This window comes from Acidobacteriota bacterium, assembly GCA_039028635.1.
GTDB lineage: Bacteria > Acidobacteriota > Thermoanaerobaculia > Multivoradales > JBCCEF01 > JBCCEF01.
This window is the reverse complement of record JBCCHV010000005.1, coordinates 128,940-152,791: the sequence shown is the minus strand read 5'-3', so window position 1 is coordinate 152,791 and position 23,852 is coordinate 128,940. Positions and strand designations below refer to the sequence as shown.

General features: G+C 68.0%; 18 protein-coding genes. 8 read left to right on the top strand and 10 right to left on the bottom strand.

All coding sequences use genetic code 11. From position 1 onward, the window contains the following. Positions 1-357: 357 nt before the first annotated feature. Together AAF604_03935 and AAF604_03930 are read right to left on the bottom strand one after the other, a co-directional pair. Positions 358-1,038, bottom strand: a complete 681-nt coding sequence (locus AAF604_03935) for a DNRLRE domain-containing protein (GenBank protein ID MEM7048780.1) — start codon at positions 1,036-1,038, stop codon at positions 358-360. 55 nt (positions 1,039-1,093) lie between these two features. Further along, positions 1,094-1,912: an IPTL-CTERM sorting domain-containing protein gene (locus AAF604_03930; GenBank protein ID MEM7048779.1), complete on the bottom strand. Its 819-nt coding sequence runs from the start codon at positions 1,910-1,912 to the stop codon at positions 1,094-1,096. Between the two features lie 330 nt (positions 1,913-2,242). Here AAF604_03930 and AAF604_03925 point away from each other — a divergent pair, with 330 nt between their 5' ends. From AAF604_03925 to AAF604_03910, 4 genes are all read left to right on the top strand, one after another. Further along, a complete protein-coding gene (locus AAF604_03925) occupies positions 2,243-2,998 on the top strand; it encodes a class I SAM-dependent methyltransferase (protein MEM7048778.1) in 756 nt (251 codons plus the stop codon). Between the two features lie 96 nt (positions 2,999-3,094). Continuing rightward, positions 3,095-5,587, top strand: a complete 2,493-nt coding sequence (locus AAF604_03920; protein ID MEM7048777.1) for a VWA domain-containing protein — start codon at positions 3,095-3,097, stop codon at positions 5,585-5,587. 13 nt (positions 5,588-5,600) lie between these two features. Next, a complete protein-coding gene (locus tag AAF604_03915; GenBank protein ID MEM7048776.1) occupies positions 5,601-6,179 on the top strand; it encodes a Maf family protein in 579 nt (192 codons plus the stop codon). Beyond that, positions 6,176-6,724, top strand: coding sequence for a DUF1572 family protein (locus tag AAF604_03910; protein MEM7048775.1), 549 nt, complete (start codon positions 6,176-6,178; stop codon positions 6,722-6,724). The genes AAF604_03915 and AAF604_03910 overlap by 4 nt, the downstream gene beginning before the upstream one ends. Positions 6,725-6,753: 29 nt before the next feature. Here AAF604_03910 and AAF604_03905 read toward each other — a convergent pair whose 3' ends face one another. Continuing rightward, positions 6,754-7,587 (bottom strand): hypothetical protein, encoded by an 834-nt coding sequence (locus tag AAF604_03905; GenBank protein MEM7048774.1) that lies wholly within the window; start codon positions 7,585-7,587, stop codon positions 6,754-6,756. A gap of 177 nt (positions 7,588-7,764) precedes the next feature. On the opposite strand from AAF604_03905, the gene AAF604_03900 reads away from it, so the two are divergent. After that, on the top strand, positions 7,765-8,187 hold the full coding sequence (locus tag AAF604_03900) for a hypothetical protein (GenBank protein ID MEM7048773.1): 423 nt from the start codon (positions 7,765-7,767) through the stop codon (positions 8,185-8,187). A 68-nt stretch (positions 8,188-8,255) separates the two neighbouring features. Further along, complete coding sequence (locus AAF604_03895; protein ID MEM7048772.1) at positions 8,256-9,479, top strand: 2,3-bisphosphoglycerate-independent phosphoglycerate mutase; 1,224 nt, start codon at positions 8,256-8,258, stop codon at positions 9,477-9,479. Positions 9,480-9,485: 6 nt separating this feature from the next. Here the strand turns inward: AAF604_03895 and AAF604_03890 are convergent, their stop codons facing one another. The 3 genes from AAF604_03890 to AAF604_03880 all read right to left on the bottom strand — a co-directional run bounded on the left by AAF604_03890 (position 9,486) and on the right by AAF604_03880 (position 16,271). Further along, on the bottom strand, positions 9,486-12,032 hold the full coding sequence (locus AAF604_03890; GenBank protein MEM7048771.1) for a serine hydrolase domain-containing protein: 2,547 nt from the start codon (positions 12,030-12,032) through the stop codon (positions 9,486-9,488). Between the two features lie 189 nt (positions 12,033-12,221). Further along, positions 12,222-14,144: a winged helix-turn-helix domain-containing protein gene (locus AAF604_03885; protein MEM7048770.1), complete on the bottom strand. Its 1,923-nt coding sequence runs from the start codon at positions 14,142-14,144 to the stop codon at positions 12,222-12,224. 48 nt (positions 14,145-14,192) lie between these two features. Further along, complete coding sequence (locus AAF604_03880; GenBank protein ID MEM7048769.1) at positions 14,193-16,271, bottom strand: glycoside hydrolase; 2,079 nt, start codon at positions 16,269-16,271, stop codon at positions 14,193-14,195. 246 nt (positions 16,272-16,517) lie between these two features. Between AAF604_03880 and AAF604_03875 the strand changes: the two genes are divergently transcribed. Then, positions 16,518-17,462, top strand: coding sequence for an IPTL-CTERM sorting domain-containing protein (locus tag AAF604_03875; GenBank protein MEM7048768.1), 945 nt, complete (start codon positions 16,518-16,520; stop codon positions 17,460-17,462). 12 nt (positions 17,463-17,474) lie between these two features. Here AAF604_03875 and AAF604_03870 read toward each other — a convergent pair whose 3' ends face one another. Both AAF604_03870 and AAF604_03865 read right to left on the bottom strand, forming a co-directional pair. Beyond that, positions 17,475-18,452, bottom strand: coding sequence for a lysylphosphatidylglycerol synthase transmembrane domain-containing protein (locus tag AAF604_03870; protein MEM7048767.1), 978 nt, complete (start codon positions 18,450-18,452; stop codon positions 17,475-17,477). 78 nt (positions 18,453-18,530) lie between these two features. Further along, the gene (locus AAF604_03865; GenBank protein ID MEM7048766.1) at positions 18,531-19,646 is read right to left on the bottom strand and encodes a DUF362 domain-containing protein; all 1,116 of its coding nucleotides are present in this window, start codon (positions 19,644-19,646) and stop codon (positions 18,531-18,533) included. A 62-nt stretch (positions 19,647-19,708) separates the two neighbouring features. Between AAF604_03865 and AAF604_03860 the strand changes: the two genes are divergently transcribed. After that, positions 19,709-20,974, top strand: a complete 1,266-nt coding sequence (locus tag AAF604_03860; protein MEM7048765.1) for an arylsulfotransferase family protein — start codon at positions 19,709-19,711, stop codon at positions 20,972-20,974. Here the strand turns inward: AAF604_03860 and AAF604_03855 are convergent. Both AAF604_03855 and AAF604_03850 read right to left on the bottom strand, forming a co-directional pair. Continuing rightward, positions 20,944-22,065, bottom strand: a complete 1,122-nt coding sequence (locus AAF604_03855; GenBank protein MEM7048764.1) for a DegT/DnrJ/EryC1/StrS family aminotransferase — start codon at positions 22,063-22,065, stop codon at positions 20,944-20,946. The genes AAF604_03860 and AAF604_03855 overlap by 31 nt on opposite strands. A 107-nt stretch (positions 22,066-22,172) precedes the next feature. Then, the gene (locus AAF604_03850; protein ID MEM7048763.1) at positions 22,173-23,759 is read right to left on the bottom strand and encodes a hypothetical protein; all 1,587 of its coding nucleotides are present in this window, start codon (positions 23,757-23,759) and stop codon (positions 22,173-22,175) included. Positions 23,760-23,852 lie beyond the last annotated feature (93 nt).

Below are 23,852 nucleotides of genomic sequence, written 5' to 3'. Positions count from 1 at the left end.
GACCAAAGGCCACCCACGCTACCTTAAATTCAGGAAGTTCCCACAGACATATCGTTTTGACCGCACTGGCAGAGACAATGTATTTGCCATCGGGACTAAAGGCAATGCTTGTTCACCCCCGACCTCGGCGCCCCTCGTGGGCCGAAAATTTCGCGATCCTCGACTTTTCCTGCTGTTTTCCAGGGGGGCTAGAGGCGCCTCCCTCGGGCCTGCGCGGCCCGCCAGCACGCACATGTCGTGCGGTCTTAACCCCCGACCTCGGCTCCCGCTGGGCGGCGCCTCGTCGGGGGCGCCCAGCCCGCTGTGCTCGGAGCCCCTCGTGGACCGAAACTCCGCGATCCTCGACCGGCAGCGCTGTTAGGGCAGCCGGAAGGTGATTTCGAGTTGCGGGCCGGTGGTGCCTTCGCGGCTGAAGTAGCGCTTGGTGGTGGGGGCTTCGGTCTCTTCTCCGATGGCGATCCAGCCGAAGTTGGTGGCCGGTTCGGCGAGCCAGCGCTGAACGTCCGGCGCCAGCCCCATCCATTCGTAAGTGCCTTCCTGATCGACGGCGATTTCGGCGCTGGCTTCGGCGACGTAGTCGCCGCCGGCTTCCTGCCAGAGCTGCTGGTCGTAGAAGCGGTGTAGCCAGGTGGCGTCGTCCGGACGGGCCTGAGCACCGCCACCGCCGCCGCCCAGGTGGTCGGTGCTCGAGCCTGCCTCTCCCCAGTCGGCGAGCAGGCGATGAAGGCGCACCGGCGACGGACCGCAACGAGTACGGTCGACGGTCATCTCGAGCTTGGCAGAGACGATTTCGGCGCTTGCCGGCAAGGCGCCCAGGTCGAAGCGCAGCAGGGCGCGGCGATTCTTGGGTCCGAGGCCGGTGAACAGCCACTGGCCAGCGCCGCTCGAGAGCTCACCGAGGGCGGGCTCGCTCTGGCGGTTGTCTTCGAACAGGGTGGTGTCGCGATCCGGCAGGAGGCGCACCGTTTCGGCGCTGCCAGGGCTGGTCGTCATCATCAGCCCGAGAACGAGGGCGACGCCTTGAAGGGTTCTGCGCATAAAGCAAAGGGGCCGCCGAAGCCGCCCCTTCTGGTCCTCCATCTTTCGCCTTCGGTCAGGCGTCGAGACGCCGCAGGCGGTAGAAAGCGAAGCCGGCGAGCAGCAGCCCCATCGCCAGCAGGCCCCACTGCGACATGGTGGGAATCTCCGCCGCCGGGGTTCCCAGGCTCAGCACCAGCGTCGGCTGGTCCGGGGCGCCCAAGGCCGTTTCCAGGGTGCCTTCGCGGCTGATCCAGCGCTTGGCGGAGAAGGTGTCGATGTCGCTCTCGTCGCCGACCAGGATCCATCCGTGGTTGCTCGACGGATCGTCGATCCAGGCCTGCACGTCGGCAGCGAGGCCCGCGGTCTCCCACTGGTAGTTGCCGACGCCGCCGATCGTCTGGATGGCGCTCGGCGCGGCCACGAAGTCACCGCCCTCGGTGGTCCAGAAGTCGCTGTCGAAGAAGGTGTGGCGCCAGGTGGCGTCGCCGGTCTGGGCCGGGGCGCCGGTGCCACCGCCGCCGCCGCCGCCGCCGTCGACGGAGGAGTCGGAAGCGCCCTCGCCCCAGGCCGCGGTGACGCGGTGGACGGCGACGTCGGTGTCGCCGACGATGCTGCGGTCCATGGTGAGCAAGAGGGTGGCGTTGAGCACCGGAGTGCCGGGAGCGATGGCGCTGGTGTCGAAGCGCACCAAGGCGCGGCGCAGCGCGGTGGCGTTGCCGGTGAACAGATGTGGTCCGGCGCCGTTGCTGACGTCCGAGCTACCGGCGCTGCCGTCGTCGGCGGGCACTTCGAACAAGGTGTTGTCTTGGTCCGCGATGAGGAGAGTCTGAGCCTGAGCGGTGCCGGCCAGCAGAGCGATGACGGCAATAAACAGCAAAATCCTGCGAGACATAGTCGAGCTCCTATGGGTCGGCGCTGGTTTTGGACGGACCCCGCCTGCGCCGCTGTCAGTTCAACGCGCAGGACTATATCCCACTGTACGTATCGGCGAACCGTCGCAGGCCCCGGCCGAGGCCTTCGCGGCGGGGTAGCTCGCCCTTCTCTCGAGGTTTCCGCTGCGCGTCCGTATGTCCCCGAATCTGCTGCGTTCTCCGTCGCCTGCTCTCCTCGCAGTACGTCAAGTACGGCGGCGTCGTGGCAGCGACGGATGCCTTCATCTTCAAGAACCTACGGCCTCTCGCGAGGAAACCTCGTGAGAAGGGCGGGTTAGAGTGTTCCCGCCATGAGCGACTACCAAGACCACAATCGTGCCGCCTGGGACCGCGAGGTCGAGCGCGGTAATCCCTGGACCCGCCCGGTGACGTCGCAGCAGGTGGCGGCGGCGAGGCGGGGTGACTGGAGAGTTGTGCTCACCAATCAGCTGCCGGTGCCGCGTCACTGGTTTCCGCCCCTGGCGGGCTCGGACGGTCTCTGCTTGGGCGGTGGCGGCGGTCAGCAGGGGCCCATCCTGGCCGCTGCCGGAGCTCGGGTGACGGTCTTCGACCTGTCGCCGCAGCAGCTCGAGAGGGATCGCCAGGTGGCCGAGCGCGACGGACTCGAGCTGACCGTCGAAGAGGGCGACATGGGCGATTTGAACTGCTTCGACGACGACTCCTTCGACTGGATCTTCAATCCGGTGTCGAACTGCTTCGTTCCCGAGGTGCGCGGCGTTTGGCGCGAGTGTGCGCGGGTGCTGCGTGGCGGGGGTGTCTTGATGACCGGCTTCGCCAACCCGACCCTCTTTCTCTTCGAGGAAGGCGACGAGTCCTTGGTGGTGCGCCATGGCCTGCCCTACGCGGACTCCGAGGCCCTGCCGGCGGAGGTGCTCGCTGAGCGTCGCGATCCGCTGGTCTACGGCCACACCCTGGACGACCAGATCGGGGGCCAGCTCGCCGCCGGCTTCCAGCTGACGGACCTCTATGAAGACCGCGACCCGGACGAGGCCCTGTCGCGCTATATCGCCAACTATCTCGCCACCCGGGCCGTGCTGACGCCTTGACCGGCGGTCGGCGCTCCCTTGGTGGCGGCCGCCGAGGTGCCCCGAGCCCCGACGACCTCGTTGTACCATCGCAGGGTGCGAGCGAGCTTCCGATGGATGCGCTGGACTCTCGCCGTCGCGCTGCTGGCGGCGGCGGTCCCGCTCTGGGCCGAGGAGCAGGATCCGCCGGCGGTTTCCCCCGCCGGTGACAGCTACCAGCGCTGGCTGGACGATGTCCAGCCGCTGATTTCGCCGCGCGAACGGGAGGTCTTTCTCGCGCTCACCGAGGACTATCGGCGCGAAGCCTTCATCAACGAGTTCTGGCGGGTGCGGGATCCCTTCCCGGAGACCTCGCGCAACGAGCTGCGGGAACGCTGGGAGGGGCGCCTCGAGGAAGCGCGCCAGAAGTACGACGGCGAGGGCGACGAGCGGGCTCGGATGTATGCCGTCTTCGGTCCACCCCTGTCGGTGATCCCGGGGCGCTGCTCCGGCATCCTGGAGCCGCTCGAGATCTGGTACTACCGCGGCTCCGGTCGCCTTCGCGGGGATTTCTGGCTGGTCTTTCAGCAGCGCGGTAGCCGCTACATCCTGTGGTCGCCCTCGGGGGGACTGCGCGAGATCGCCGTCGGCCTGACCGGTTCGGCTCTCGCCGATGGCGGCTTGCTGCGGCAGGTGGCGGACCAGTGCTTTCGCGGGCCCGAAGTGGCGACGGCCCTGGCCGGCGCCGCCGACTACGAGCGCTTGCGGTCGAGCGGCCAGCTCTTTCCGGACCCCGGCTTCGAGTGGGTCCAGACAGTCCTCAGCCGCTCGACGGACATCCCGAGCGAAGGCGAGGCCTTCGAAGCCGAGTTTTCGGTGCAGTTTCCCGGTCGCTACCAGAGTCGCACCGTGTTGCAGGGGGTGATCGTCGTGCCGCCGGACAACATCGGTCCTTCGGACACCGCTCGCTATCCCTCCTACGATCTGGTGGTCGACGGTGAGATCCTGCGCAAGGACGCCCTCTTCGAGCGCTTCCGGTACAAGTTTCATTTTCCGCAGCAGGACGTCGCCGGTGAGATTCCGCTGCTCTTTCAGCGCTATCTGAGGCCCGGCGTCTACGAGCTCGTGGTGCGGGCCCAGGATCTCGGCTCGGGGCGCTTCTTCCGCCATCGCCAGAGTCTCGAGGTGCCCTTTGTCGCCTCGGCGGCGCGAGCCGAGACACGACCGGCGCCGGTCGATGTCGCGTCGGCGATCCCTGACCGCGCGGCCGAAGCCAATGCCTCCCTGAGCGATGGCGACTGGTCGGTGCGTTTGCTGCCGCCGCCCATCGGATTGCAGGTCGGCAACACCCGGGTCGAAGCGATCACCGCCGGCGAAGGCATTGCGCGGGTGCGCTTCGCCCTCAACGATCGACCAGTGATGACCAAGAGTCGGCCGCCCTACAGCGTCGAGATCAATCTCGGGGAGGGGCCTCGTATTCACCGGGTGGCGGCCATCGCCCTCGATGCCGAGGGGCGCGAGCTGGCGCGTGACGAGATCGAGATCAATGCCGGGCCCCACCGCTTCGCCATCCGCCTGATCGAGCCACAGCGAGGCAAGACCTACGAATCGAGCCTGCGGGCCTTGGCGGAGGTCGAGATCCCCGAAGGCGATCGTCTCGACCGGGTCGAGCTGTTCCTCAACGACACCCCGGTGGCGACTCTGTTCCAGCCACCCTTCGCCCACCCCATCCTGCTGCCGCCGAAGAGCGAGGTGGCTTACGTTCGGGCGGTGGCCTATCTCAGCGACGGCAACTCGGCGGAGGACCTGATTTTCGTCAACGCCCCCGAGCACCTCGACGAGATCGAGGTGCGCTATGTCGAGCTCTTCACCACCGTCCTCGATCGTCGCGGTAGGCCCGTCGGAGGCTTGACCAAGGACAACTTCAAGGTCTTCGAAGAGGGGGACGAGCAGCCGGTTCGGCGCTTCGAGCGAGTGGTCGATCTACCGATCTACGCCGGCATTCTGCTCGACAACTCGAGCTCGATGGTGGAGGAGCTCGACGAGGCCACCAAAGCGGCCCTCAAGTTCTTCGAGACCGTCCTGACGCCGAAGGATCGCGCCGCGGTGATGACCTTCAACCACGTTTCGGAGCTGGTGGTGCGCTTCACCAACAACCCGGAGGTGCTCGCCGGCGGAGTGGCGGGCATCGTGGCCGAGGGCGGCACGGCGCTCTACGACAGCCTGATCTACGCCCTCTACTACTTCAGCGGAATCCAGGGAAAGCGGGCCATCATCCTGCTGTCCGATGGCGACGATCAGGCCAGCGAGTACCGCTTCGACGACGCTCTCGATTATGCTCGCCGCTCCGGCGTGTCGATCTACACCATCGGTCTGGGGCTGCCGAGCGGCAACGTGCAGATTCGTTCCAAGCTCCAGCGCCTGGCCGACGAGACCGGTGGCCGTTCCTTCTTCGTCGAGCGCGCCTCCGGTCTGGGCAAGGTCTACGCTGCCATCGAGGAGGAGCTGCGGACGCAGTATCTGCTGACCTATCAAGCCCCCGAGGGCGACGACAAGCGCTTCCGTCGCATCTCAGTTGAGGTCGATCAGCCCGGCGCCGAAGCCAAGACGCTGCGGGGCTACTATCCGTGAGGAAGCTTTTTTCTTGAAACAAGATCTGGTGTTGGCTTCGGCATCGCCGCGGCGGCGGGAATTGCTGGCGAGCCTCGGCCTGGAGTTCGAAGTTCGTCCCGTCGATCTCGACGAGAGTCACCGCGCCGGCGAGACTCCGGAGGTGTTCGTGGCGCGGCTGGCGCGTGAGAAGGCCGCCGCTGCGGCGCGTCCCGGCGAGTGGGTGCTGGCGGCCGATACGGTGGTGGTGATCGATGGCGAGATTCTCGGCAAGCCCGCCGACGAGGCCGAGGCCCGCACGGTCTTGGCCCGAATCGCCGATCGCGAGCACGTCGTGTTCACCGGCGTCGAAGTGACTCGCGACGGTCGCCGTGCCGGCGGCGTCGAGCGAACTCGGGTGCGGATGAGGGCCCTGAGCGAAGCCCGGATCGCCTGGTACGTGGCCACCGGAGAGCCCCTCGACAAAGCCGGCTCCTACGCCATCCAGGGGCTCGGCGCCCTGCTGGTGGAGGCGATCACCGGCAACTACTCGAACGTCGTGGGCTTGCCCCTACCGCTCACCCATCGACTGTTCGCCGAGCTCGGCCGAGAGCTGCTGGATTTTCGCCCGTGACGGCGCCGGATCTGCCGCGGACAGTCTTGTCTCAGGGGGTGCCGCTGCCCGTCTTCCGCCTCGCCGGACGCTACCTGCGGGAGTACGAGGCCAAGATCCTGTATTGCAGCGGTCGTCTGAGCGAGGACGAGCTGTGGTGGTGCCCGGGACCGCGTAATCCCGAGAGCGGCCTCAACACGGTGGCCAACCTGCTGCTCCACCTGCGCGGCAATCTCTGCACGTGGATTCTCTCGGGGATTGGCGGGATTCCCTTCAAGCGCCGCCGCCGCGCCGAGCTCACGGCGGCCCACAGTCACTCCCGAAGTCAGCTCGAAGCCGGTCTCTCGCAGACGGTGGCGCGTTCCGTGGAGGTTCTCGAGAGGTTGGATCCAGCGGCCGCCGACACTCCTCTCAACATCCAGGGATACGACACCGACACCCTCGGGGCGGCCTTCCACGCCGTCGAGCACATGAGCTACCACACCGGTCAGATCGTCCTGCTCAGCAAGCAGATTCTGGGTTCTCGCACCCAGATCGAGTTCTACCCTCAACACGCCCACGAGTAGTGCACCGGCGGTCGCGCCGACCGGCCCGGTCAGGGCGAGAGCAGCTCTTCCAGTCGCAGGCCACGGTGGGCGAGCCAGCGCCGCTCGAGGCCGCGGGTCGAGAGCTCTTCACCGAGAGCGCTGGCCAGGGCCTGGTTGGCTCGGCTCATCAGCAGCGGGGCGCGTTGCGGGTCGAGATCGGCGAGGGCCGAGCAGATCAGAGCGGCTCCGGCCTGAAGTCGGCCGCGGTCGAGGGTCAGCAGGCCGCGATGAAGTCGTGCAACGGCGCCATAGAAGCGGTTGCCGGCGCCGCGAAACAACCAGCTGGCGCGATCCAGCAGGCGGAGGGCGAAGGTCTTGCGTCCGGCGTGGCGCTCGAGCTCGGCACGCAGCAGCAACAGGTGCGGCTCCTGATGGCCGGGATGCTGCCGGTCGCGGCCGGCGCGCCAGGCGACCCGGGCCGCGCGGTCGCGGTCCGCCGCCAAGCAGGCGAAGCCGCGCAGAGCCCAGGCCTGACCGGAGAGGTCGAGCGGCGGCGGATTCTCTCTCGCCAGCCGGTCACAGGCCGCGCTGGCCAGGCGAGCGGCGGCCTCGGCGTCGGTCTCGCCGCGCCAGACTCGCGCATCGGCGTCTTCGACCAGGAGCGAGCAGAGGGACCAGGTGACGGGCTCGTCCAGGTTGTGCAGAAAGATCAGTCGTCCAGCGACCGGGTGACGCCGCCAGCGCGCCAGGATCTCCTCGGCGGCTCGGTTGTCGCGCGCCAGTCGACTGCGGTGTCGGCGCAGGGCTGCGAGGCTGCGCTCGAAGGCGAGCTGGTAGGCCTTGCGATGCTGGGCTTTACGAAAGGAGTCCGGTGGAGGGAGCGGAGATCGCGGTGTGGTCATGGGCTGTCCTGGCGGTCGAGGTCAATATTTTAAGAATAATCTTAATTATTGTAGTGCACCGCCTCCCCAAGCTCAAGCAGGACCTCGTCGCGGCGCTTCTCGGGCTCCTCCGACGCGGTGATAGACTCCGTCGTCCAGCGCCGCTGGTAAGCGCTTCCCGGTCGGTCATCCGAAGCCATGATGAAGAAATCAATTCCACCGAAGAGTGTGATCTTCGACTCGACCCCCGAGATCTACGCCACCGATCCGCGGGGGGCGTTTTTCTTTCCGCTGGTGCTCGATGGCGAAGAGCGCTTCGACACCTCGCTCTACGACGAGGTGCGGTTCGTGATCTCTCTCTGGCATCCCTCCGGTTCCCGCTCGATCGACCTCGACCGGGCCTATGTCGAGCTGCAGGCGAACTTCGCCGCGGTCGATCCCCACTGGACCAAGATCGCCGAGATCGAGCCCGTGGTGCCGGCTTACAACGGAGGCGAGACCTTCGATGGCTGGATCGTGTTGCCGGTGCTGGGGGCGGATAGTGCCTTCGCCGTCGTCGGCAGCGGCTTCGATCCGCGGGCGCGCCTGCAGATTCGCGCCAGCGCCTACATGGTGGCCTGAACCGAGGCCGCTGGGGAGCGGTTTTGGAACTCGCACCACGGTGGCGGTGAGCTGAGGAACTTCGAGCCATGAAACATCACGAATTTCTTGCCCGATTGGCTCGCCGAGCCGACACCAAGGTGATCCTGCTGGTGCTCGATGGGGTCGGTGACTTGCGCACCGCCGACCAGCCCAAAACGGCCCTCGAGGTGGCGGCGACGCCCCATCTCGACGCTCTCGCCGCGCGCTCGGCCCTCGGCAGGATCCACCCGGTGCTGCCCGGAGTCACTCCCGGCAGTGGTCCCGGTCACCTCGCCCTCTTCGGCTTCGACCCGACGGATCCGGCGGCGGATATCGGCCGGGGCGTGCTCGAGGCCCTCGGTTTGGGAATCGAGATCGGCGCCCGAGATCTCGCCATTCGCGGCAACTTCGCCACTGCCGACGCCTCCGGCAATCTCAGCGATCGTCGGGCCGGACGCATTCCGACGGCCGAGTCGGAGCGCCTGTGCGCCAAGATGGCCGCCGCCTTGGCGGCCGACCCCCCTTCCGGGGTCGAGGTTTTGGTGCGGGCCGGCGAGGGCTATCGCTTCGTGCTGCGGCTGCGCGCCGATGGTCTCTCGGCGGCGGTGGCCGACACCGACCCGCAGCGCCTCGGCGTGCCGCCCCTGCAGCCGAAAGCTCGCGACGAAGGGGCCGCGGCCACTGCCCACCTGTTGGCCGAGTTGCTCGATCGGCTCCACGCCGTCATCGCCGACGAGCCGCGGGCCAATCGCCTGCTGTTGCGCGGTATTTCGCGGCTGCCCGATCTACCCTCGATGGCCGATCTCTACCGCCTCCGCCTGGGAGCCTTCGCCGGCTATCCCCTGTACCGCGGGGTGGCCTCGGTCTGTGGCATGGAGGTGGTCGAGTGCGGCAAGCGAATCGCCGACTTGCTCTCCGCCGTGGCGGCTCGCTGGGACGACTTCGATTACTTCTTCCTGCACGTCAAGCAGACCGACATGATGGGCGAGGACGGCAATCTCGCCGGCAAGGTCGAGGTCCTCGAAGAGGTCGACGCGGCCCTGCCGCGGCTGCTCGATCTCGCCCCGGACGTGGTCGCCATCACCGGCGATCACTCGACGCCGGCAGCGATGAAGGCTCATAGCTGGCATCCGGTGCCTCTGCTGCTTTGGTCCGAGCGCTGTTTCGTCGACGATGGCCGCGCCTTCGACGAGCTCGAGGCGGCTCGCGGTCACCTCGGCACCTTCCCCTCCCGTCAGCTTCTTGGCCTGATGCTGGCCAATGGCGGCCGCCTGGCCAAGTACGGCGCCTGAGCGGAGTCACAGGCCCGGCGACGGTGGTCGGAAGCGCAGCTCGATGCGTTGCCGACCGATCTCTCCGGCGAGCGTCGTCGGGATTGCAGGCAAGGCATCGGCCTCCAGCGGGCTGACGCCGCAGGGACTGTAGATCCGGCCTCCGGTGGGCCCCAGCTCGACCAAGTAGTCTCCGCCCCGTTGCGACTCTGCGAGCCAGCGGCTGAGGTCGTCCTTCTTCTCCGGATTCCAGCGACAGCGAGAGAGGAGGCAGCCGGCGGACTTCAGCCGGGATTCTGCGCCCTCATGGTGAAGGGTGGCGGGGCCGAGATCTTCAACGGCGAGGAGCGGACCTCGGGTGCCTGCGAAGAAGGCCCGTGCGGTGGCGAACATGTCGCCGCCCCAGGAGGAGTTCGAGAGCAGGGCGACGGCGGTTGCACTCGGAACGTGGATCAAGACCACGCTGCGGGCGCCATCGGTGATCCCGGAGTGGTGGAAGAAGGTCTCGCCCGTGGGGCCTGTTTGGCGCCGCCAGCCGAGGGCGATCTCATACCGCCGGTCCCGGACCGGCTCTCCCGAGGCAAGTCTCTGGACGGTCAAGATTCGGTCGCGGATTTCGGGCGTTGGAACTCTGCCGGCGGCAAATCGACTGGCGAGGCGAGCGAGGTCGGTCGCGTTGGCGCCGAGTCCGGCGCCGCCATGGCTATAGGTGAAGTTGCGTCGGCGTGCTGGTCGCACCGAGCGACCGTCTAGGGAGTAGAAGTGCGTCGAGTTCGACGGCCCCGGCTCGGCGCCGAGGGCCTGGAGGGATTCCAGGCCTTCAGCCTCGGCCAGCTCCCGCACGAGGGTCGCGAAGGGGCGGCCCGTCGCCGCTTCGATCATCGCCGCCGCCAAGGTATAGCCGAAGGTCGAGTAGAGATACTCACGGCCCGGCGCCGCGGCGAGGAGATGGGGCTCGACGATGGCGAGGGCGGCGCGGCTCGAGGCGTAGGTGTGATCGAGATCGACCCGAATCGAGGGGTGATAGTGGGAGACGCTGCCGGTGTGGGCGAGGAGCTGAGCGAGAGTCGCTTTGTGTGCCATGGGTAGCAGGTCCGAGACGCGGGTCTCGAGGTCGAGGCTGCCGGCATGCAGGGCTCGGGCGACCACCAGCGAGGTGACCGCTTTCGAAACGCTGGCGAGACGGAACAGGGTCTGACCGTCGACCGGCGTGGCGTGGTCGACATTGCGCAGACCGGTGGCGCCACTCCACAGCAGCTCACCGTCAACGGCCACCGCGGCGGCCAGGCCGGGAACGGCGGTCGAGCTCCGGAGCTGGTCGAGGGTTTGGTCGAGGTCTTCGGTCCGCAGCTCTTCGAGGGACAGGGAGACTTCGGTCGGTCGCGGGCTGGAGCCGGTGTACTGAAACCGTCTCACCGCCCAGCCCTGGAGGGCATGCTCGGTGAGATGCCCGGCGGCGTCGGCCAGGCGGATCTGCCGCAGGCGGTGCCGTTCGTCGTACTCGTACTGCACCGCGTGGTAGCCGCGCCGGAGGTGGTTCACGGCGACACCCTGCTCATCGAAATAGCTCAGCTGGCGTCGGCGCAATCCGTCTTCATGCCAGCCGATGCGAATCTCCGCGAACCCCAGCTCGGGATTGTTCTTGAGCCGACCGGCGAGATCTTGGAAAGTGCTCCGGGTCATGTTTCCGAAGTCGTCGTAGTGTCGCTCTGAGCGCCACCAGCCGTAGTCGTTGTAGGTCGGCTCGCCGGCGGCGTCGAGGTAGGTGGCGACGCTCTCGTAGCCCCAGCGGGTGAAGGTCTGCAGTCCGCTGGCGATGCGCTGCATGTTGGCCGCGATCGAGCGCCCCCGAAGGTCGAGGACGTCGTAGCGCAGCAGCTCGCCGGCGGCGGACAGGGTGAATCGGTCCTGGGCGAAACCGGTCTCGGTGCCGATGACCACCCCCTGCGAGTCGACCTGTTGCATCAGGCGGGTGAAGCCGCGGACATCGTAGGCCAGGCGGATGGCTCCGAAGGGGAAGTTGGGACGCAAGGAGACCGCCTCGCCGGCGAGGTCGAAGCGCCGCTCGGTCACCGAGCCATCGTCGCCGTGCTGCCACTCGTAGCGTGCGATTCCCCACCGGCTCTCGATCGGGCGGCGGTCCACGTCGAGGTACTCGAGGGCCGTCCTTCGGCCTTGTTCGTCGAGCTGATAGCGGCTGACCGCAACCTCGCCATGGACTGCCGTGGGCAGCCCATGGTGGTCGCGATAGGTCACCAACTCCAGACGGTCTCGATACTCGTGCTCCTCGCTGCTGGCGTACCAGAAGTAGTTGCCTGTGTGATTGGGTGCTCTTGGCCTGTCGCCGAGCTGAAAGGCGATTCTTCGCACCCGGCCCTGATCGTCGAGCTCGAAGCGGTAGTGGTTTCTCGTCTCCGCCTGGGCAGCGGTCAGGCGGTGCACTCCCTGGTGCGGAGAGTAAGGACTCTCACGGAACGTGAGGGTGGAGTAGAGCTCGACCCAGGTAGTGGCCTCCACGGGGTTGGCGAGGCACAAGAAGATGGCGGCGGTGAGGCTGAGAAAGAGTCGTCGCATGGGGGCTCCGGAATGTCTTGGGTGCGAGCGGGAGCCTAGGCGGAGCTCGGCCCGCGGGTCCGGAGAATCGGCCGGAAGAAGCTGAGAACGGTCTGAGATCCCTCGGAGGAAGGACCTGGAGAGGGATCCGAGCGGCCTTTGGGTTGAGGCTGGAGGTCCAGGCGGACGGCCGGAGAGCGCGCCGGTGGCTCAGTCTGTGGAGAGATCGAGGACCGAGATGTCGCGGTAGGGCCGCTCGGAGGTGCGGTAGATCAGGCGGTTGCGGGGAGCGTCCCAGGTAACCTGCGACAGGCCGCAGCGGGTGGTGATGCGAGGGTCGGTCCAGCTCCGTTGCGGCTCACCGGTGGTGTTGTCGACCTCTCGGAAGGTGACTCCGTCGGGTCGCGCCAGCAGCTCGATTCGGGCGGCTGCCGTCGCCACCGGCGAACCGGCGCAGTGGCTGGCGGCGGAGACCTCCGACTCGAAGGTCTGCGCGGCGCACGACCGCAGGGCGCCGCTTTGGACGTCGAGTGCCTGGCAGCTACCGTCCAGCGACCGAAAGTGCATTTCCCCTCCGGCGAGCTTGGTCCAGTCGTCGGCCCCTTGCCAGCGGCGCAGGGTCTTGGGCTCGGGGTCGAGACCCAACCAATGGTGGCGCCAGCCGGTGTGATCGCGGGTGGTCATCCAGAGCCAACGCTCGTCCCGTGACCCCGTCAAGGTGGTCACCGTCGAGAGGTCGAGATCGAGGCGGTCACCCTCGGCGATCCGGCGATCGTCCCGATAGAGCGCCAAGCGGCCTGCACGGTCGTCGATTCGCCACAGGGAGGCGTCGGTGGTGTCGACGGCGAAGGCGACGCTGCGCACGTCGGAGGCCTCGATCGCTCCCGGCTCGAGGCTCGTGAGGTCGATGGTCAAGAGGTTGAAATTGGTCAGGTCGCGCACCAGGATCAAGCGCTCGCCCGCGATGGCGAGGTCGGCGACCCAGCCGGTGCGGGCGAAGGCGAAGGTCCCGCGCCGTGGATCGAAGCGGGTGAGCCCTGCTTTCCAGGCCGGGTCGTGGGTCAGGTAGACCAGGCCGTCGTCATCGACCGCGAGCTTGCGGATCGAGCGGTAGGAAAGGACTTTCTCGAGCCGCGTCGGGCGGATCACGAAGAGGCCATCGCCGGACTCGCCGGTGCAGCTCAACCAGGGATCTCTTGCGCCGGCGAGGGCGACGTGCCGAGGAGCTCGACAGCCGCCCGCATCGATCAGGCGAAGGCGGGCCTTGGTGGTCGAGCCGATCTCCATCACCTCGAGCTGGCCGTCGCCACCGAGGGCGACGAACAGGAGGTTCGAAGGGTCGCGCCAGGCGAGCGCCTGTTGTTGCGGTTGGCGGGCACAGCTCGCCAGCTCGACGGCGTCGCCGGACTCGAGATCGAGGGCGACGAGGGCGCAGCTCGCCGCGGTCCGTTCGACGAAGGCCAGCCGGCGTCCATCGGGAGAGACGGCGGCGTCCGACAGGCGGCCACCGGAGGTGAAGAGCCTGACATCTCCTCGGGAGTCCTGGCGGCCGATGGCGGATCCTGACGCCGTGGCCTCGGTATAGAGCAGCATGCCGATCGGGGCGGTCGCCAGGTAGTCGCGAGACGCCAGCAGGTCGAGGGTTCGCGTTTGTAGGGTGATGGGCCAGGGGGTGAGCTTCTCGGAGGGGCTCCGGGCGCGCCCGAGCCAGAGGCCGGCTGCCGTCAAGGTCACCAGAGCGAGGAGGGCCGCCGCCAGCCGCCGACGTCCCCGGCCACCGCTCGGCGCCGGATCCCTGTCGCCGTGATCGAGGTCGATCGCAACCGGAACCGCCAGCCGGTACCCGACGCCATGGAGCGTTGCGATGTAGCGGGTGTCTTGGCCCGGTGCCTTGAGCTGTCGGCGGAGCTCGTGGACCGCGCGGCTGATCGCATCGTCCGAAACGATGCGCCCGTCCCAGACCCTTGCCTGCAAGGCCTCCTTGGTGAGGGTGTGCTCCGGGGCGTCCAAGAAGGCCTGCAGGAGGCGGTTCTGTTGCGGGGTCAGGGGGCGCGAACCGGCGTCGCCCCGGAGGGTGGCGATCGCCGGCAGGTACTGCCAGCTCCCCAGCCGAAAGCTGTCGCTCGTCTCCACGATGCAGCCGTTTTACCATGGCCCTCGAGCTGACCTTGGCCGAGTCGGCTACTGCACCGTCGCGTCCCAGGCGGTGGTGTCGCCGGACTCGAATCCGTCGCGGAAGAAGGTCTTCCAGGTCAGAGTCGTGGTGATCGAACCGGAGGCGACGTAGGTCGGCCCCACCGGTTCGAGCACGAGGGTGGTGGTGATCTCGTCTCCGATACGCGGTACGGCGGCGACGAAGAGGGCGTTGGTCGTGCTCGAGCCGAGGTAGGTGAGGCTGTTGTCCGGGTTGCGGCGGTAGAGGTTGTACCAGAGGACCGCCCCGTTGGCATCGATCCAGGTCAGGCGCAGGGCGGCGCTGACCGGGGTCGGCTCCACCTGATCGACGATTTCGAGGCCGGGCACCGGCTGCGGCGCCGGCTGCGGACCGTTCGACACCGCGATGCGGCCGATGTGGACCTGATAACCGTTGACCGGCGAAGGGGCGGCGAAGCGCAGTGAGATGGCGGCGAGGGTCTCGCCGTCGTAGGCGTCCAGGGCGAGGTCGACCAGGTTCCAGTCGGCGGAATTGGAGTTGCCGACCGCGAGGTAGTCGAAGGCGGTGAGATTGGAGCCGTCCTCGAAGGCGACGCCGACCTCGAGATGGGAAGGGCCGCCGAAGCCGGTCTTGAAGGCGAGCTGCAGGCTGGTCGAGGTCGTGATCGGCAGCTTGGTCTTGAACAGCAGGAGCTCCTGGGGGTCGCCGAGATTGCCGGCGACCTTCAGGCTGGTGCCGCCGTAGTAGCTCTCCGACCAGTCGAGGTCGGGCCGCAAATTGCCGCCGCGGAGGGCCGGCTCCGTGGGCGGGTTTTGCGCCGCGAACGCCGGGTCCGGGGCGGGTCGCATGATCCAGCGCCAGGTCGGCAGGATCTCCTGCAGGCCGCGGTTGTGCCAGTCCTGGTCGCTGAGCTGCTCGCCGTCGATCGAGAAGCCGCGGCCCTGGCCGGTGTTGAAGTGGGTCACGAAGGGGAGCGAGTCGATCGCCGACCAGGCCGGCACGTAGTGGGCGATGCCCTTCCAGTCGTCCGGCGTGGTGGTGTTGCGAGGATCGCGGTTGGCGCCCACCCAGAAGCGGTTGGCGCGGGTGTAGAAGTCGTCGTTGTCGAGGGCGTCGGTCCAGGTCCAGTTGGGAGCGAACAAGCCCAGAGACGTGCGGTGCGTCTGGCCGTCCGGGAAGAGGGCACCCCAGTTGACCACGGTGTTGTAGCCGTTGGCCTGCACGTCGGCGCCGGCGAAGAGGTCGTAGGGGCTGCGGCCGAGGGCTTGGGCATTGGCCGCCGAGCTGATCAGGCGGTTGTTGTTCCAGAAAAAGTTGAGGAAGAACTGGTCTCCGACGGTGACGGCGTTCTCTTCGAAGAAGGCATCGTTGAGGCTGTTGAGCTGGTTCTGCCAGGCGATCGGACCGCTCTCGATCATCGAGTCGTACCACATGATCTCGAGGGACGAGTTGTCGTGGATGTAGCGGACGAAGTCGCGAATCGCCGTCGCCAGGGCGGTGTCGCCGCCGTTGGTCTCCTGGTTGATGAACCAGCCCTCGAAGCCGTAGGTCTCGGCGACCTCGATCAGCTTGTCGGCCACCGGGTAGGTCGCCCCTTGCATCTGCACCAGGTCTTGCACCCACTGGATCTGGCCGCCGAAGACGTTGGGTGGGAAAAAGATGGTGCCGAGCACCTTGACGCCATTGCGGTGGGCGGCGTCGATGACGCCCGGGTTGGGGGCCAGGATCAAGCCTTCACCGGCGGAGCCGCCCCAGAACACCAGGGTGTCGATGTACTGCCAGTAGTTGAAGGCGAAGACGTCGAAGCTCGGGGCGCCCTGGGACGGATTGAAGCTGGTCGAAGGGTGCATGATCGACAGCGCCGCCACCAGGCCTTCGCCGGCGCGGGCGTTGCCGTTGACCTGAGTTCCCGGGAAGAGGAAGCGGCTCTGCAGCGGCACGGCGGCGCGGTTGTAGGGTGCATCCGGATCCGTATCCGGGCTCCAGGTGAGCAGCTCGTCCGGAAACCAGAAGGAGGCGTAGGGCTGGTTGGGGGCGAACTGACCGATCGCCGGGGTGGCGAAGGCCAGCGCGATCGGCAGCAGAAGCACAGCTCTTCCGGTCATGGCTTGCTCTCCAAGTCTTGGGGCCCCTGCGGTTTCCGGTGTTCTGGCGAGCAGAATGCGGGACGATTCGGTCGCTCTTCCGGAAGGGTGATCGTATCCGGAGCGAGCTCTGCGGTGCCAGCGAACCCCGGGCCCCCGCTCGGCTGGCGCTCCGTCGGGCGGCGTTCCGTCGGGCGGCGTTCCGTCGGCGGCGACTGAGCTATCATTCCAGCAAGCACAAAAAACTCGCTCTCGGGGGGGATGCCGATGGTTTCTTGCGATCGCAAGCGTCTGGTTTCGATTTCTGCCTTGGTGACATTGTTGGCTTTGTCGGCGGTGCCGATGGTCTGGGCGGTGGAGGTGCCGCTGACCCTCGACGCCAACTTCAATGGCATGCTCCACTCCGGCGAAGGCGGTCAGCCGGATGCCGCCGATGGCTTCCGCTCGATCTCCGACCGCGCCCTGGTGGTGGACGGCGGAGCGATGTCCTTCGGCGATCTCACCAGTCCCTTCAGCGGGCTGAGCTATGTCGTCGAAGGCGCCGCCGGCGTCCTCGATCTCGTCCATCTCGGCGACCGCAACACCGTCGACGGTGGCAACTGGGCGTTCGATCCGGCGGCCGATGCCGACAACATCGGAATCCAGCCTTCGTGGTTGCCGGACTCGGATCAGACGACCGCCATGACGAGCGTCCCGAACCTGCCCCTCGACGCCATGTCGCGCCTCGGCGTCCTCTACCAGATCAGTAACGGCGGCGGCGACTTCGATCTCACCTTGGTGTTCGACGATGCCACCTCCGTCACCGTGACCCTCAACGGTCCCGACTGGTTCGGGCCCTTCGCCGGCACTCCCGACCCGCCGGGGCCGGGGGTCGAGCAGCAGCAGAACCTCGGCGTCGACTACACCGGCGCCGAGGGTGTCGATGCCGGCAACCCCGGGGCGACATTGATCGTCTCGGAGGCGGTGGTCACCGCCGGTGAGCTGCTCACCGATCTCGGCTTCGATATTTCCGGCCGTAGCCTGACGGAGCTGCGCTTCGACAACGGCTCGAACTCCAGTGCCGGTTACGCCATCCTGGCGGCGACGGTCGAGGCGCGGGGCCCCTCGGTGCTCGAGATTCCCACTGTCAGTGGCGTCGGTCTGATCGCTCTGGTGGTGCTGCTCGCCCTGTTCGGTGGCTGGATGGTGCGCCGCCGCGGCCGCGCCGCCTGATCGCCGGCGACGTCAGGCCGGGCTCTTGCGGCGCACCTGACGCAGCACCCAGGGGAGCGCCAGCAGGCCCCAGAAGACGGCGAACCAGAGGGTGGCGACGCGGATGATGAGCGTCGCCGAAGCGGCGTCGGCGGTGGTCAGTCCCTGGCTGCCGAGGAGCGCCGCCAGGGTTCCTTCGGAGGCCAGCAAGCCGCCGGGCAGCATGGAGAGGGCGCCGGCGAGGGTCGAAGCACCATAATCGAACAGGCTGGCGAACAGTCCCATCTCGGGGGCGTAGCCGCGGGCTACGATCAGGAAGCCGATCCCTTCGGCGCCCCAGGCGACCGCCGAGAGCAGCAGGCCGACGGTCATCATGGCGGGGCTGGCGAGCTGGCGTAGGCCTTCGTACATCTCCTCGAGGTGGTGCACGTGGCGGCCGACTCTGGGCAGGCGGCCGGCGAGGGAGAACACGCCGCGGGCCGCTCGGCGCCAGCTCAGCAGGGCGGCCGTGGCTATCACCACGGCGACACCGCCGGCGGCCATCCAGCCGCCCGCCGGAAAGGCCAGCGCGCCGACGGCGAGCAGCAGGATGACCCCCAGCAGATCCGTCACGCGCTCGGCCAGCACCGCTGGCACCACCCGGCGGGCCTGGCCGCCGCCGAGCTCGCGCACCAGCCAGGCCTTGCCCAGCTCGCCGGCCTTGCCGGGGGTCACGGAGAGGAGAAAGCCGACCAGGAAGATCGCCAGGCTGCGCATCATCGGCAGGCTGACCTCGAGGCGCCGCAGGTAGATCTGCCAGCGCACGAAGCGCAGCCCGTAGTTGACCAGCGAGAGGATCAGCACCGGCACCAGCAGCCAGGGGTCGAAGGACCGCAGGCTGCGGGCGAGATCGCGGGCATCGGCCACCAGGGCGAGGCCGACCAAGGCGAGGACGCCGAGCACTGCCGGCAGCATGAGCCGCCGGCCGAGGTGCTCGAGCTGGGGCCGCGGCGATTCCGGGGGCGCGGTCATGGTGGTGACTTCAGAAAGGGGAAAAGGGGGACGGCGGGGAGCGCTCGCTCCCCACGTCGGGCGTCGTCGTCAGGCCGCTCAGGCGACGGAGCGGTCTTCGGTGGCCTCCGGATACTGCTCGAACAGGCGCATCCACTGGCTGTTCTTCTTGTAGGCCTCGATGCGGCGCTTGCCGATGGTCGGGTACCAGGCGTAGTCGTGGTAGAAGAACGAGCCGAAGACGAAGGCGTAGAGCAGGGGGGTGCGGAAGAACAGCTTCTGGAGACCCTTCAAGGGGCCGAACCAGATGACGTCGCCGAAGCGGCTGGCGAAGTTGTCGCCCACCGAGAACCGGTAGTTCCAGTTGCCGATGTCCTCGCCGACGACCTCGATGTCGCGCGGGTCACCGCAACCCAAGCCGGCGTCGTGGGCCAGCCGGATGTACTTGATCGACAGCGGATCGAAACCCATGATCTTGGCCGCCACGGCGTCGATGGCCACCTGGTCGCCGGAGGCCAGCAGGATGTTCTTCTCTTCCGGGATCATGGTGCGAGGACCCGGACCGTTGCCACAGGTGGTGCCGTCCTTGACCGCGAACAGACCGCTGTGGATCTCCTTCTGAATGGTCAGCAGGTCGACCAGGGTCTCGTGAATCCAGGAGTGGGTGTAGTGGCGCCGAGTGTTGAGCAGGCCACCGAAGGCGTTCTTCATGGCGCCGGTGGTGGTGGTGTAGATGTGGCACTTGACGGTCGGCAGGTGAACGATGTTCTTGCCGTGGAAGAACTCCGGGATGGTGATGCCATCGGGGTAGATCTTGGGCAACACCAGCATCTTGCCCTTCGGCTGGTAGCGTACCCACTGGAGGTCGTCCGGGAAGCAGTTGTAGCGCACCGGAACGTCGTACTTGTCGAGCACCGGGAGGTAGCGATTGAGGCGCTCGCCCTTCTTCGGGTCGGTGACCACCGTGTTGTTTTGGACGCACACCAGGTCCTCGAAGCCGTCGGCGCGCAGCTTCTGGATCGTGCCCTCGAGCTGCCACGGGGTGGTGTTGGCTCCGGGGTAGGGAAAGTGCCAGGAGATGTTGTCCTTCAAAATGGTGGTGGCCGAGGGGTCCATGTGCTGGCGGGCATTGGCCAGCTCCATGGTGCGGCCGACATCTTCGAGTACCGAATCGGGCCGGGTCTTGAGGACCGCGACGCGGGCTTTGGTCGTCATCGCTCGTTCTCCAGTGTGAGTGCGCTCCGAGAGGAGGCCGGCCTATTGTATACGGAGGTCTGATGCGGCGTTGGCGAATCTTGGCCCTGCTGCTGGTGGCATTGGCTGTGGCTCTGGTCGCCCTTTGGATCGGGCGGCCGCGGCCGTCCCTGGTGACCGCCGGACTGGAGGTTCCGCCGCCCGGTCGTTGGCGGACTCTGCCGGTCGAGAGGCGCTCCGGGAGCGGCGGAGGGAGTGCCGAAGAACGCGCCCGCATGTTGTCCTTGCCCTATGCCGCCGGCACCCAGCGGGCGCGCGACGGAGCTCAGACCGGCGTGGTGGCTCTCGATGTCGCGAAGGCTGCCCCGGGGATCAACCTGGAGGTGTCGGGACACGGGCCGGAAGCGGTCTTGAGGTCATTGGACGGCGCGCTCCTGGGGCGCTGGAAGATGCCCTTCGAGCGCGCCTTTCCGGAGCAGAGCCCGAATGTCGAAACGGCCTTTTTTCGGCGTGCCGCGCTGCTTCCCGAAGGGCGCCTGATCGCCCTCTACCAGACCGGTGGCCTGGTCGAGCTCGACCGCTCGTCGGCCATCCTGCGCCGCTGTCCGGGGAGTTTTTACAACGACTTCTTCGTCGCCGCCGACGGCACCCTCTGGACCCTCGCCAAGGAGGCTCGCCCTGGCTCCGAGGGCCGCGAGGTCCTAGAGGACTTCGCCGTCGCCCTGGCGCCCGGCGACTGCCGCGAGGTTCAGCGCCTGTCGCTGCCGGCGGCCCTCGCCGCCTCACCCTTCGCCGCCGTGCTCGAGCCGCGCGGCGAGGCCGGCGACGTCTATCACTCGAACACCATCGAGGTCTTCGATGGCCGCCTGGCATCGGCCTCTCCGCTGTTCGCCGCCGGCCATCTGCTGGTGTCCTTGCGCGAGATCGACACCCTCGCCATCCTCGATCCCAGCGACGGTGAGGTGCTGTGGGCGCAGCGCGGGCCCTGGCGCCGGCAGCACCAGCCGACACCGCAGGCCGATGGCACCCTGCTGGTGTTCGACAACCGTGGTTTTCAGGGGGCTTCGCGGCTGCTCACCGTCGATCCGGCGAGCGGCGACCTGCCTTGGCAATGGGGCGGCGATCCACCGCGCGCATTCTTCTCGCGGGAGGCGGGCTCGGTGCAGCGGCTGACCAACGGCAACCTCCTGGTGACCGAATCGGAGCGCGGCCGGGCTTTCGAGCTCGACGAGAACGGCCAGGTGGTGTGGGAGTTCCAGACGCCCCATCGAGCCGGCCGCGATGGCTCGCTGGTGGCGACCTTGATGGAGGTGGTGCGTTATCCCGCCGCGCTGTGGGAGGCGAAATAGTCGCCGATGGCGACCACCACCTCATCGACCTCGGTCCCTTCGAGCTCCGGAAACATCGGCAAGCAGAGCAACTCGCGGGCGGCCCCTTCGGCGACCGGAAAGGACTCCTCGGCCTGGCGGTGAGCGGCGAAGGCGGGCTGCCGATGGAGCGGTGACGGGTAGTGGACGCTCGAGCCGATGCCGCGGCTCTGCAGGTGCTCGGCAAGGCCGTCGCGGTGGGCGCTGCGCACCGCCATCTGGTGGTAGACCACGGTGGAGCCGTCCGGGTCGCGCGGCCAGGCGAGGTCGCCGACTCCGGCGAGACCACGCCGGTAGCGCTCGGCGAGACGGCGGCGAGAGGCGTTGTCCTCGGCGAGCAGCGGCAGCCGGCAGTTGAGAACCGCTGCCTGCAAGCTGTCGAGGCGGCTGTTGGTGCCGATCTCGAGGTGGTGATAGCGCCCCTGCTGGCCATGGTTGGCGATTCGCCGCGCCTTCTCCAGCAGATCCTTGCGCGGCCCGGTGATGGCGCCGCCATCGCCGAAGCAGCCGAGGTTTTTCGACGGGTAGAAGCTCCACGAGGCGAGATCGCCGAGGCTGCCGACGGGCTGGCCGTCGTGGCTCGCTCCCTGGGCCTGGGCGGCGTCCTCGAGCAACCACAGGCCGTGCTCCCCGCAGACCCGGCGCAGGCCGGCAACGTCGAAGGGGCGACCGTAGAGATGAACTCCGAGAATGCCGACGGTGCGCTCGCCGACGGCGGCAGCGGCGGCTTCGGGGTCGAGGTTGTAGGTGTCGGCGTCGACATCGGCGAACACCGGCTGGCCGCCGGCGAGGACGACCGCCTCGGCGGTGGCGAAGAAGGTGAAGGCGGGCACGATCACCTCGTCGCCGGGGGCGAGGCCGAGGGCGCGCAGGGCGACCACCAGGGCATCGGTGCCGTTGGCGACGCCGATGGCGTCGGCGGCGTCCACGAACTCGGCGAAGGCGGCTTCGAACTGGCGGACCTCGGGGCCGAGCACGAAAGCGCCGGATTGCAGCACCTCCTGCCAGCGGGCGGTGACGTCGGTGGCAACCCGTTGGCGGGCGCGGGCGAGATCGAAGTAGGGGACGGCCATGGTCAGTTCTCCTTGCCGCTGTCGGCAGCGTTCGCGGCCGCTCCCGCGGGGCCGGGCTCGGTGCGGAGCTCTAGCCTATCGGGCCGAGGCGGTGCTGCGAAGGGGCTTCAACGATGAGAATCGAGCGGGCGTAGCGGCTGGATGTCGGTCCAGGGGGTGCGATAGACGATCAGGCGGTCCGACCCCATGGTGATGTTGTTGGGGATCTCGAAGACGAAGACCGGCTCGAAGCGCGTTCGGTCGCTCACCAGGGCCGGGAACCAGCGGTCGAAGACGATCAGGAGATCGGGCTGCTGGCCGGCCAGGAATCGCTCCATGCCCGCCTGGCCGGTCGGGTCCTCGGGTCGGCGCGAGGCGCGAACGGCGGTCTGCACCTGCGGGCTGATGATGCCGGCGAGGTCGACCAGCCGGTGGGGAGTGAAGTAGCCGACGGCGCCGATGTCCTGGAGGGCGATGACGCCTTCCGGGGGGACCGTGGCGTCGACCCACTCGGCGACCCGCAGGTCGCCGTCGCGGATGTTGGCGACGTTCTGGGCGAACACCCCCAGACCCTGGATATAGGCCGCCAGCGTCGGCGTCAGCAACAAGACGAGGAGCGGGGCGCGCCAACGCAGGCGCCAGGGGCCGATCGTGAGGTGCGGTCCGAGGCGCTGCGCGAAGGATTCGGCGGCGCGGACCGCCAACACCATCAAGGGGGGGAAGAGGGGAAAGAAATAGCGTCCGAAATTGCCCACCAGAGGCCGGCCCGGAGAGCTCAGCAAGGAGTAGGCGAGGGGCAGGGCGACGACCCACAGCAGGGGCAGCAGGCCGCGGTTCGGGTGGCGCGGGCGGAGTAGGACCAGGGCGCCGGCGATGGCCAGCCAGGAGATCAGGGGGTGGGCGCCGAAGAAGATCCCAAAGACCGTCTGGAGGTAGCCGAAGTCCGGTAGCCAGCCGTCCCAGCTGGTCTTGGCGCCGAAGGTGGTGGGAAGGGTGCGATCCCCCAGCAGGCGTAGCGTGACGACCACCGGCAGGAGCGCCGCCAGGGTGGGCAGCAAGAGGGTTCGGGCCGGCCGCCGTAGGCTGGCTCCGGCGCCGCCTCGGGGCGTTGTGAAGGCGCGGTCGGCGAAGGCCAGGAGCAGCAGCAGGAGGCCCTCCGGCCGAGCCAGGGTGGCGAGGCCCAGGACCGGCAGGGCGAGGGGCGGCCTGGCGGGCTCGGCGCGTTCGCGCGCCTGCAGGTCCATGCCCCAGACGGTCAGCAGGGTGAAGAGGCAGATCTCCATGCCGGAGAGCGCCGACCACACCATCCAGGAGGTGGCGGCGACCAGCGCGCCGGCGAGCCAGGCGGCTCCAGCGCTGGCGCCGTGGCGGCGGGCGAGGCGGTGGGTGGCGCTGAGGGTGAGGAGGTAGAGCACCACGCCGAGGCCTTTGAGCCACATCACGGGATTGCCCGGCAGCAGCAGGACGAGCGCCAGGAGGGCCGTCCAGAGCGGGGCGGTGGAGCCCGAGACGGGCTCTCCCGGGTTGTAGGCCAAGCCCTCGCCGGCGGCGAGGTTCTGCGCGAAGGTGAGGTGAATCCAGGTGTCGTCGAGGGGGAAGCCGAGGCCGCCATCGAGGACGGTCCATTCGCTGATCAGTGCGCCGCCGACCAAGCCGAGACCGAGAAGCCAGAGGGCGAGATGGGGAATGAGGTTGAAGGGGCGGCGACCGGGCATCGGGAGCTCTCGGAAAATGGCTGATTGGGGGAGGAGTATTCCGGCAGTGGCGAAAGATCGATCCCAGGGGTAGCATATCGGCCGCCGCGGAGC

What these genes read in the sequence shown, in the direction of transcription:
- AAF604_03890 (MEM7048771.1), bottom strand. Translation starts at nt 12,032, where the DNA reads ATGCGACGACTCTTTCTCAGCCTCACCGCCGCCATCTTCTTGTGCCTC.
- AAF604_03920 (MEM7048777.1), top strand. Translation starts at nt 3,095, where the DNA reads ATGCGCTGGACTCTCGCCGTCGCGCTGCTGGCGGCGGCGGTCCCGCTC.
- AAF604_03935 (MEM7048780.1), bottom strand. Translation starts at nt 1,038, where the DNA reads ATGCGCAGAACCCTTCAAGGCGTCGCCCTCGTTCTCGGGCTGATGATG.
- AAF604_03855 (MEM7048764.1), bottom strand. Translation starts at nt 22,065, where the DNA reads ATGGCCGTCCCCTACTTCGATCTCGCCCGCGCCCGCCAACGGGTTGCC.
- AAF604_03875 (MEM7048768.1), top strand. Translation starts at nt 16,518, where the DNA reads ATGGTTTCTTGCGATCGCAAGCGTCTGGTTTCGATTTCTGCCTTGGTG.
- AAF604_03860 (MEM7048765.1), top strand. Translation starts at nt 19,709, where the DNA reads ATGCGGCGTTGGCGAATCTTGGCCCTGCTGCTGGTGGCATTGGCTGTG.
- AAF604_03895 (MEM7048772.1), top strand. Translation starts at nt 8,256, where the DNA reads ATGAAACATCACGAATTTCTTGCCCGATTGGCTCGCCGAGCCGACACC.
- AAF604_03850 (MEM7048763.1), bottom strand. Translation starts at nt 23,759, where the DNA reads ATGCCCGGTCGCCGCCCCTTCAACCTCATTCCCCATCTCGCCCTCTGG.
- AAF604_03930 (MEM7048779.1), bottom strand. Translation starts at nt 1,912, where the DNA reads ATGTCTCGCAGGATTTTGCTGTTTATTGCCGTCATCGCTCTGCTGGCC.
- AAF604_03880 (MEM7048769.1), bottom strand. Translation starts at nt 16,271, where the DNA reads ATGACCGGAAGAGCTGTGCTTCTGCTGCCGATCGCGCTGGCCTTCGCC.
- AAF604_03870 (MEM7048767.1), bottom strand. Translation starts at nt 18,452, where the DNA reads ATGACCGCGCCCCCGGAATCGCCGCGGCCCCAGCTCGAGCACCTCGGC.
- AAF604_03905 (MEM7048774.1), bottom strand. Translation starts at nt 7,587, where the DNA reads ATGACCACACCGCGATCTCCGCTCCCTCCACCGGACTCCTTTCGTAAA.
- AAF604_03900 (MEM7048773.1), top strand. Translation starts at nt 7,765, where the DNA reads ATGATGAAGAAATCAATTCCACCGAAGAGTGTGATCTTCGACTCGACC.
- AAF604_03925 (MEM7048778.1), top strand. Translation starts at nt 2,243, where the DNA reads ATGAGCGACTACCAAGACCACAATCGTGCCGCCTGGGACCGCGAGGTC.
- AAF604_03865 (MEM7048766.1), bottom strand. Translation starts at nt 19,646, where the DNA reads ATGACGACCAAAGCCCGCGTCGCGGTCCTCAAGACCCGGCCCGATTCG.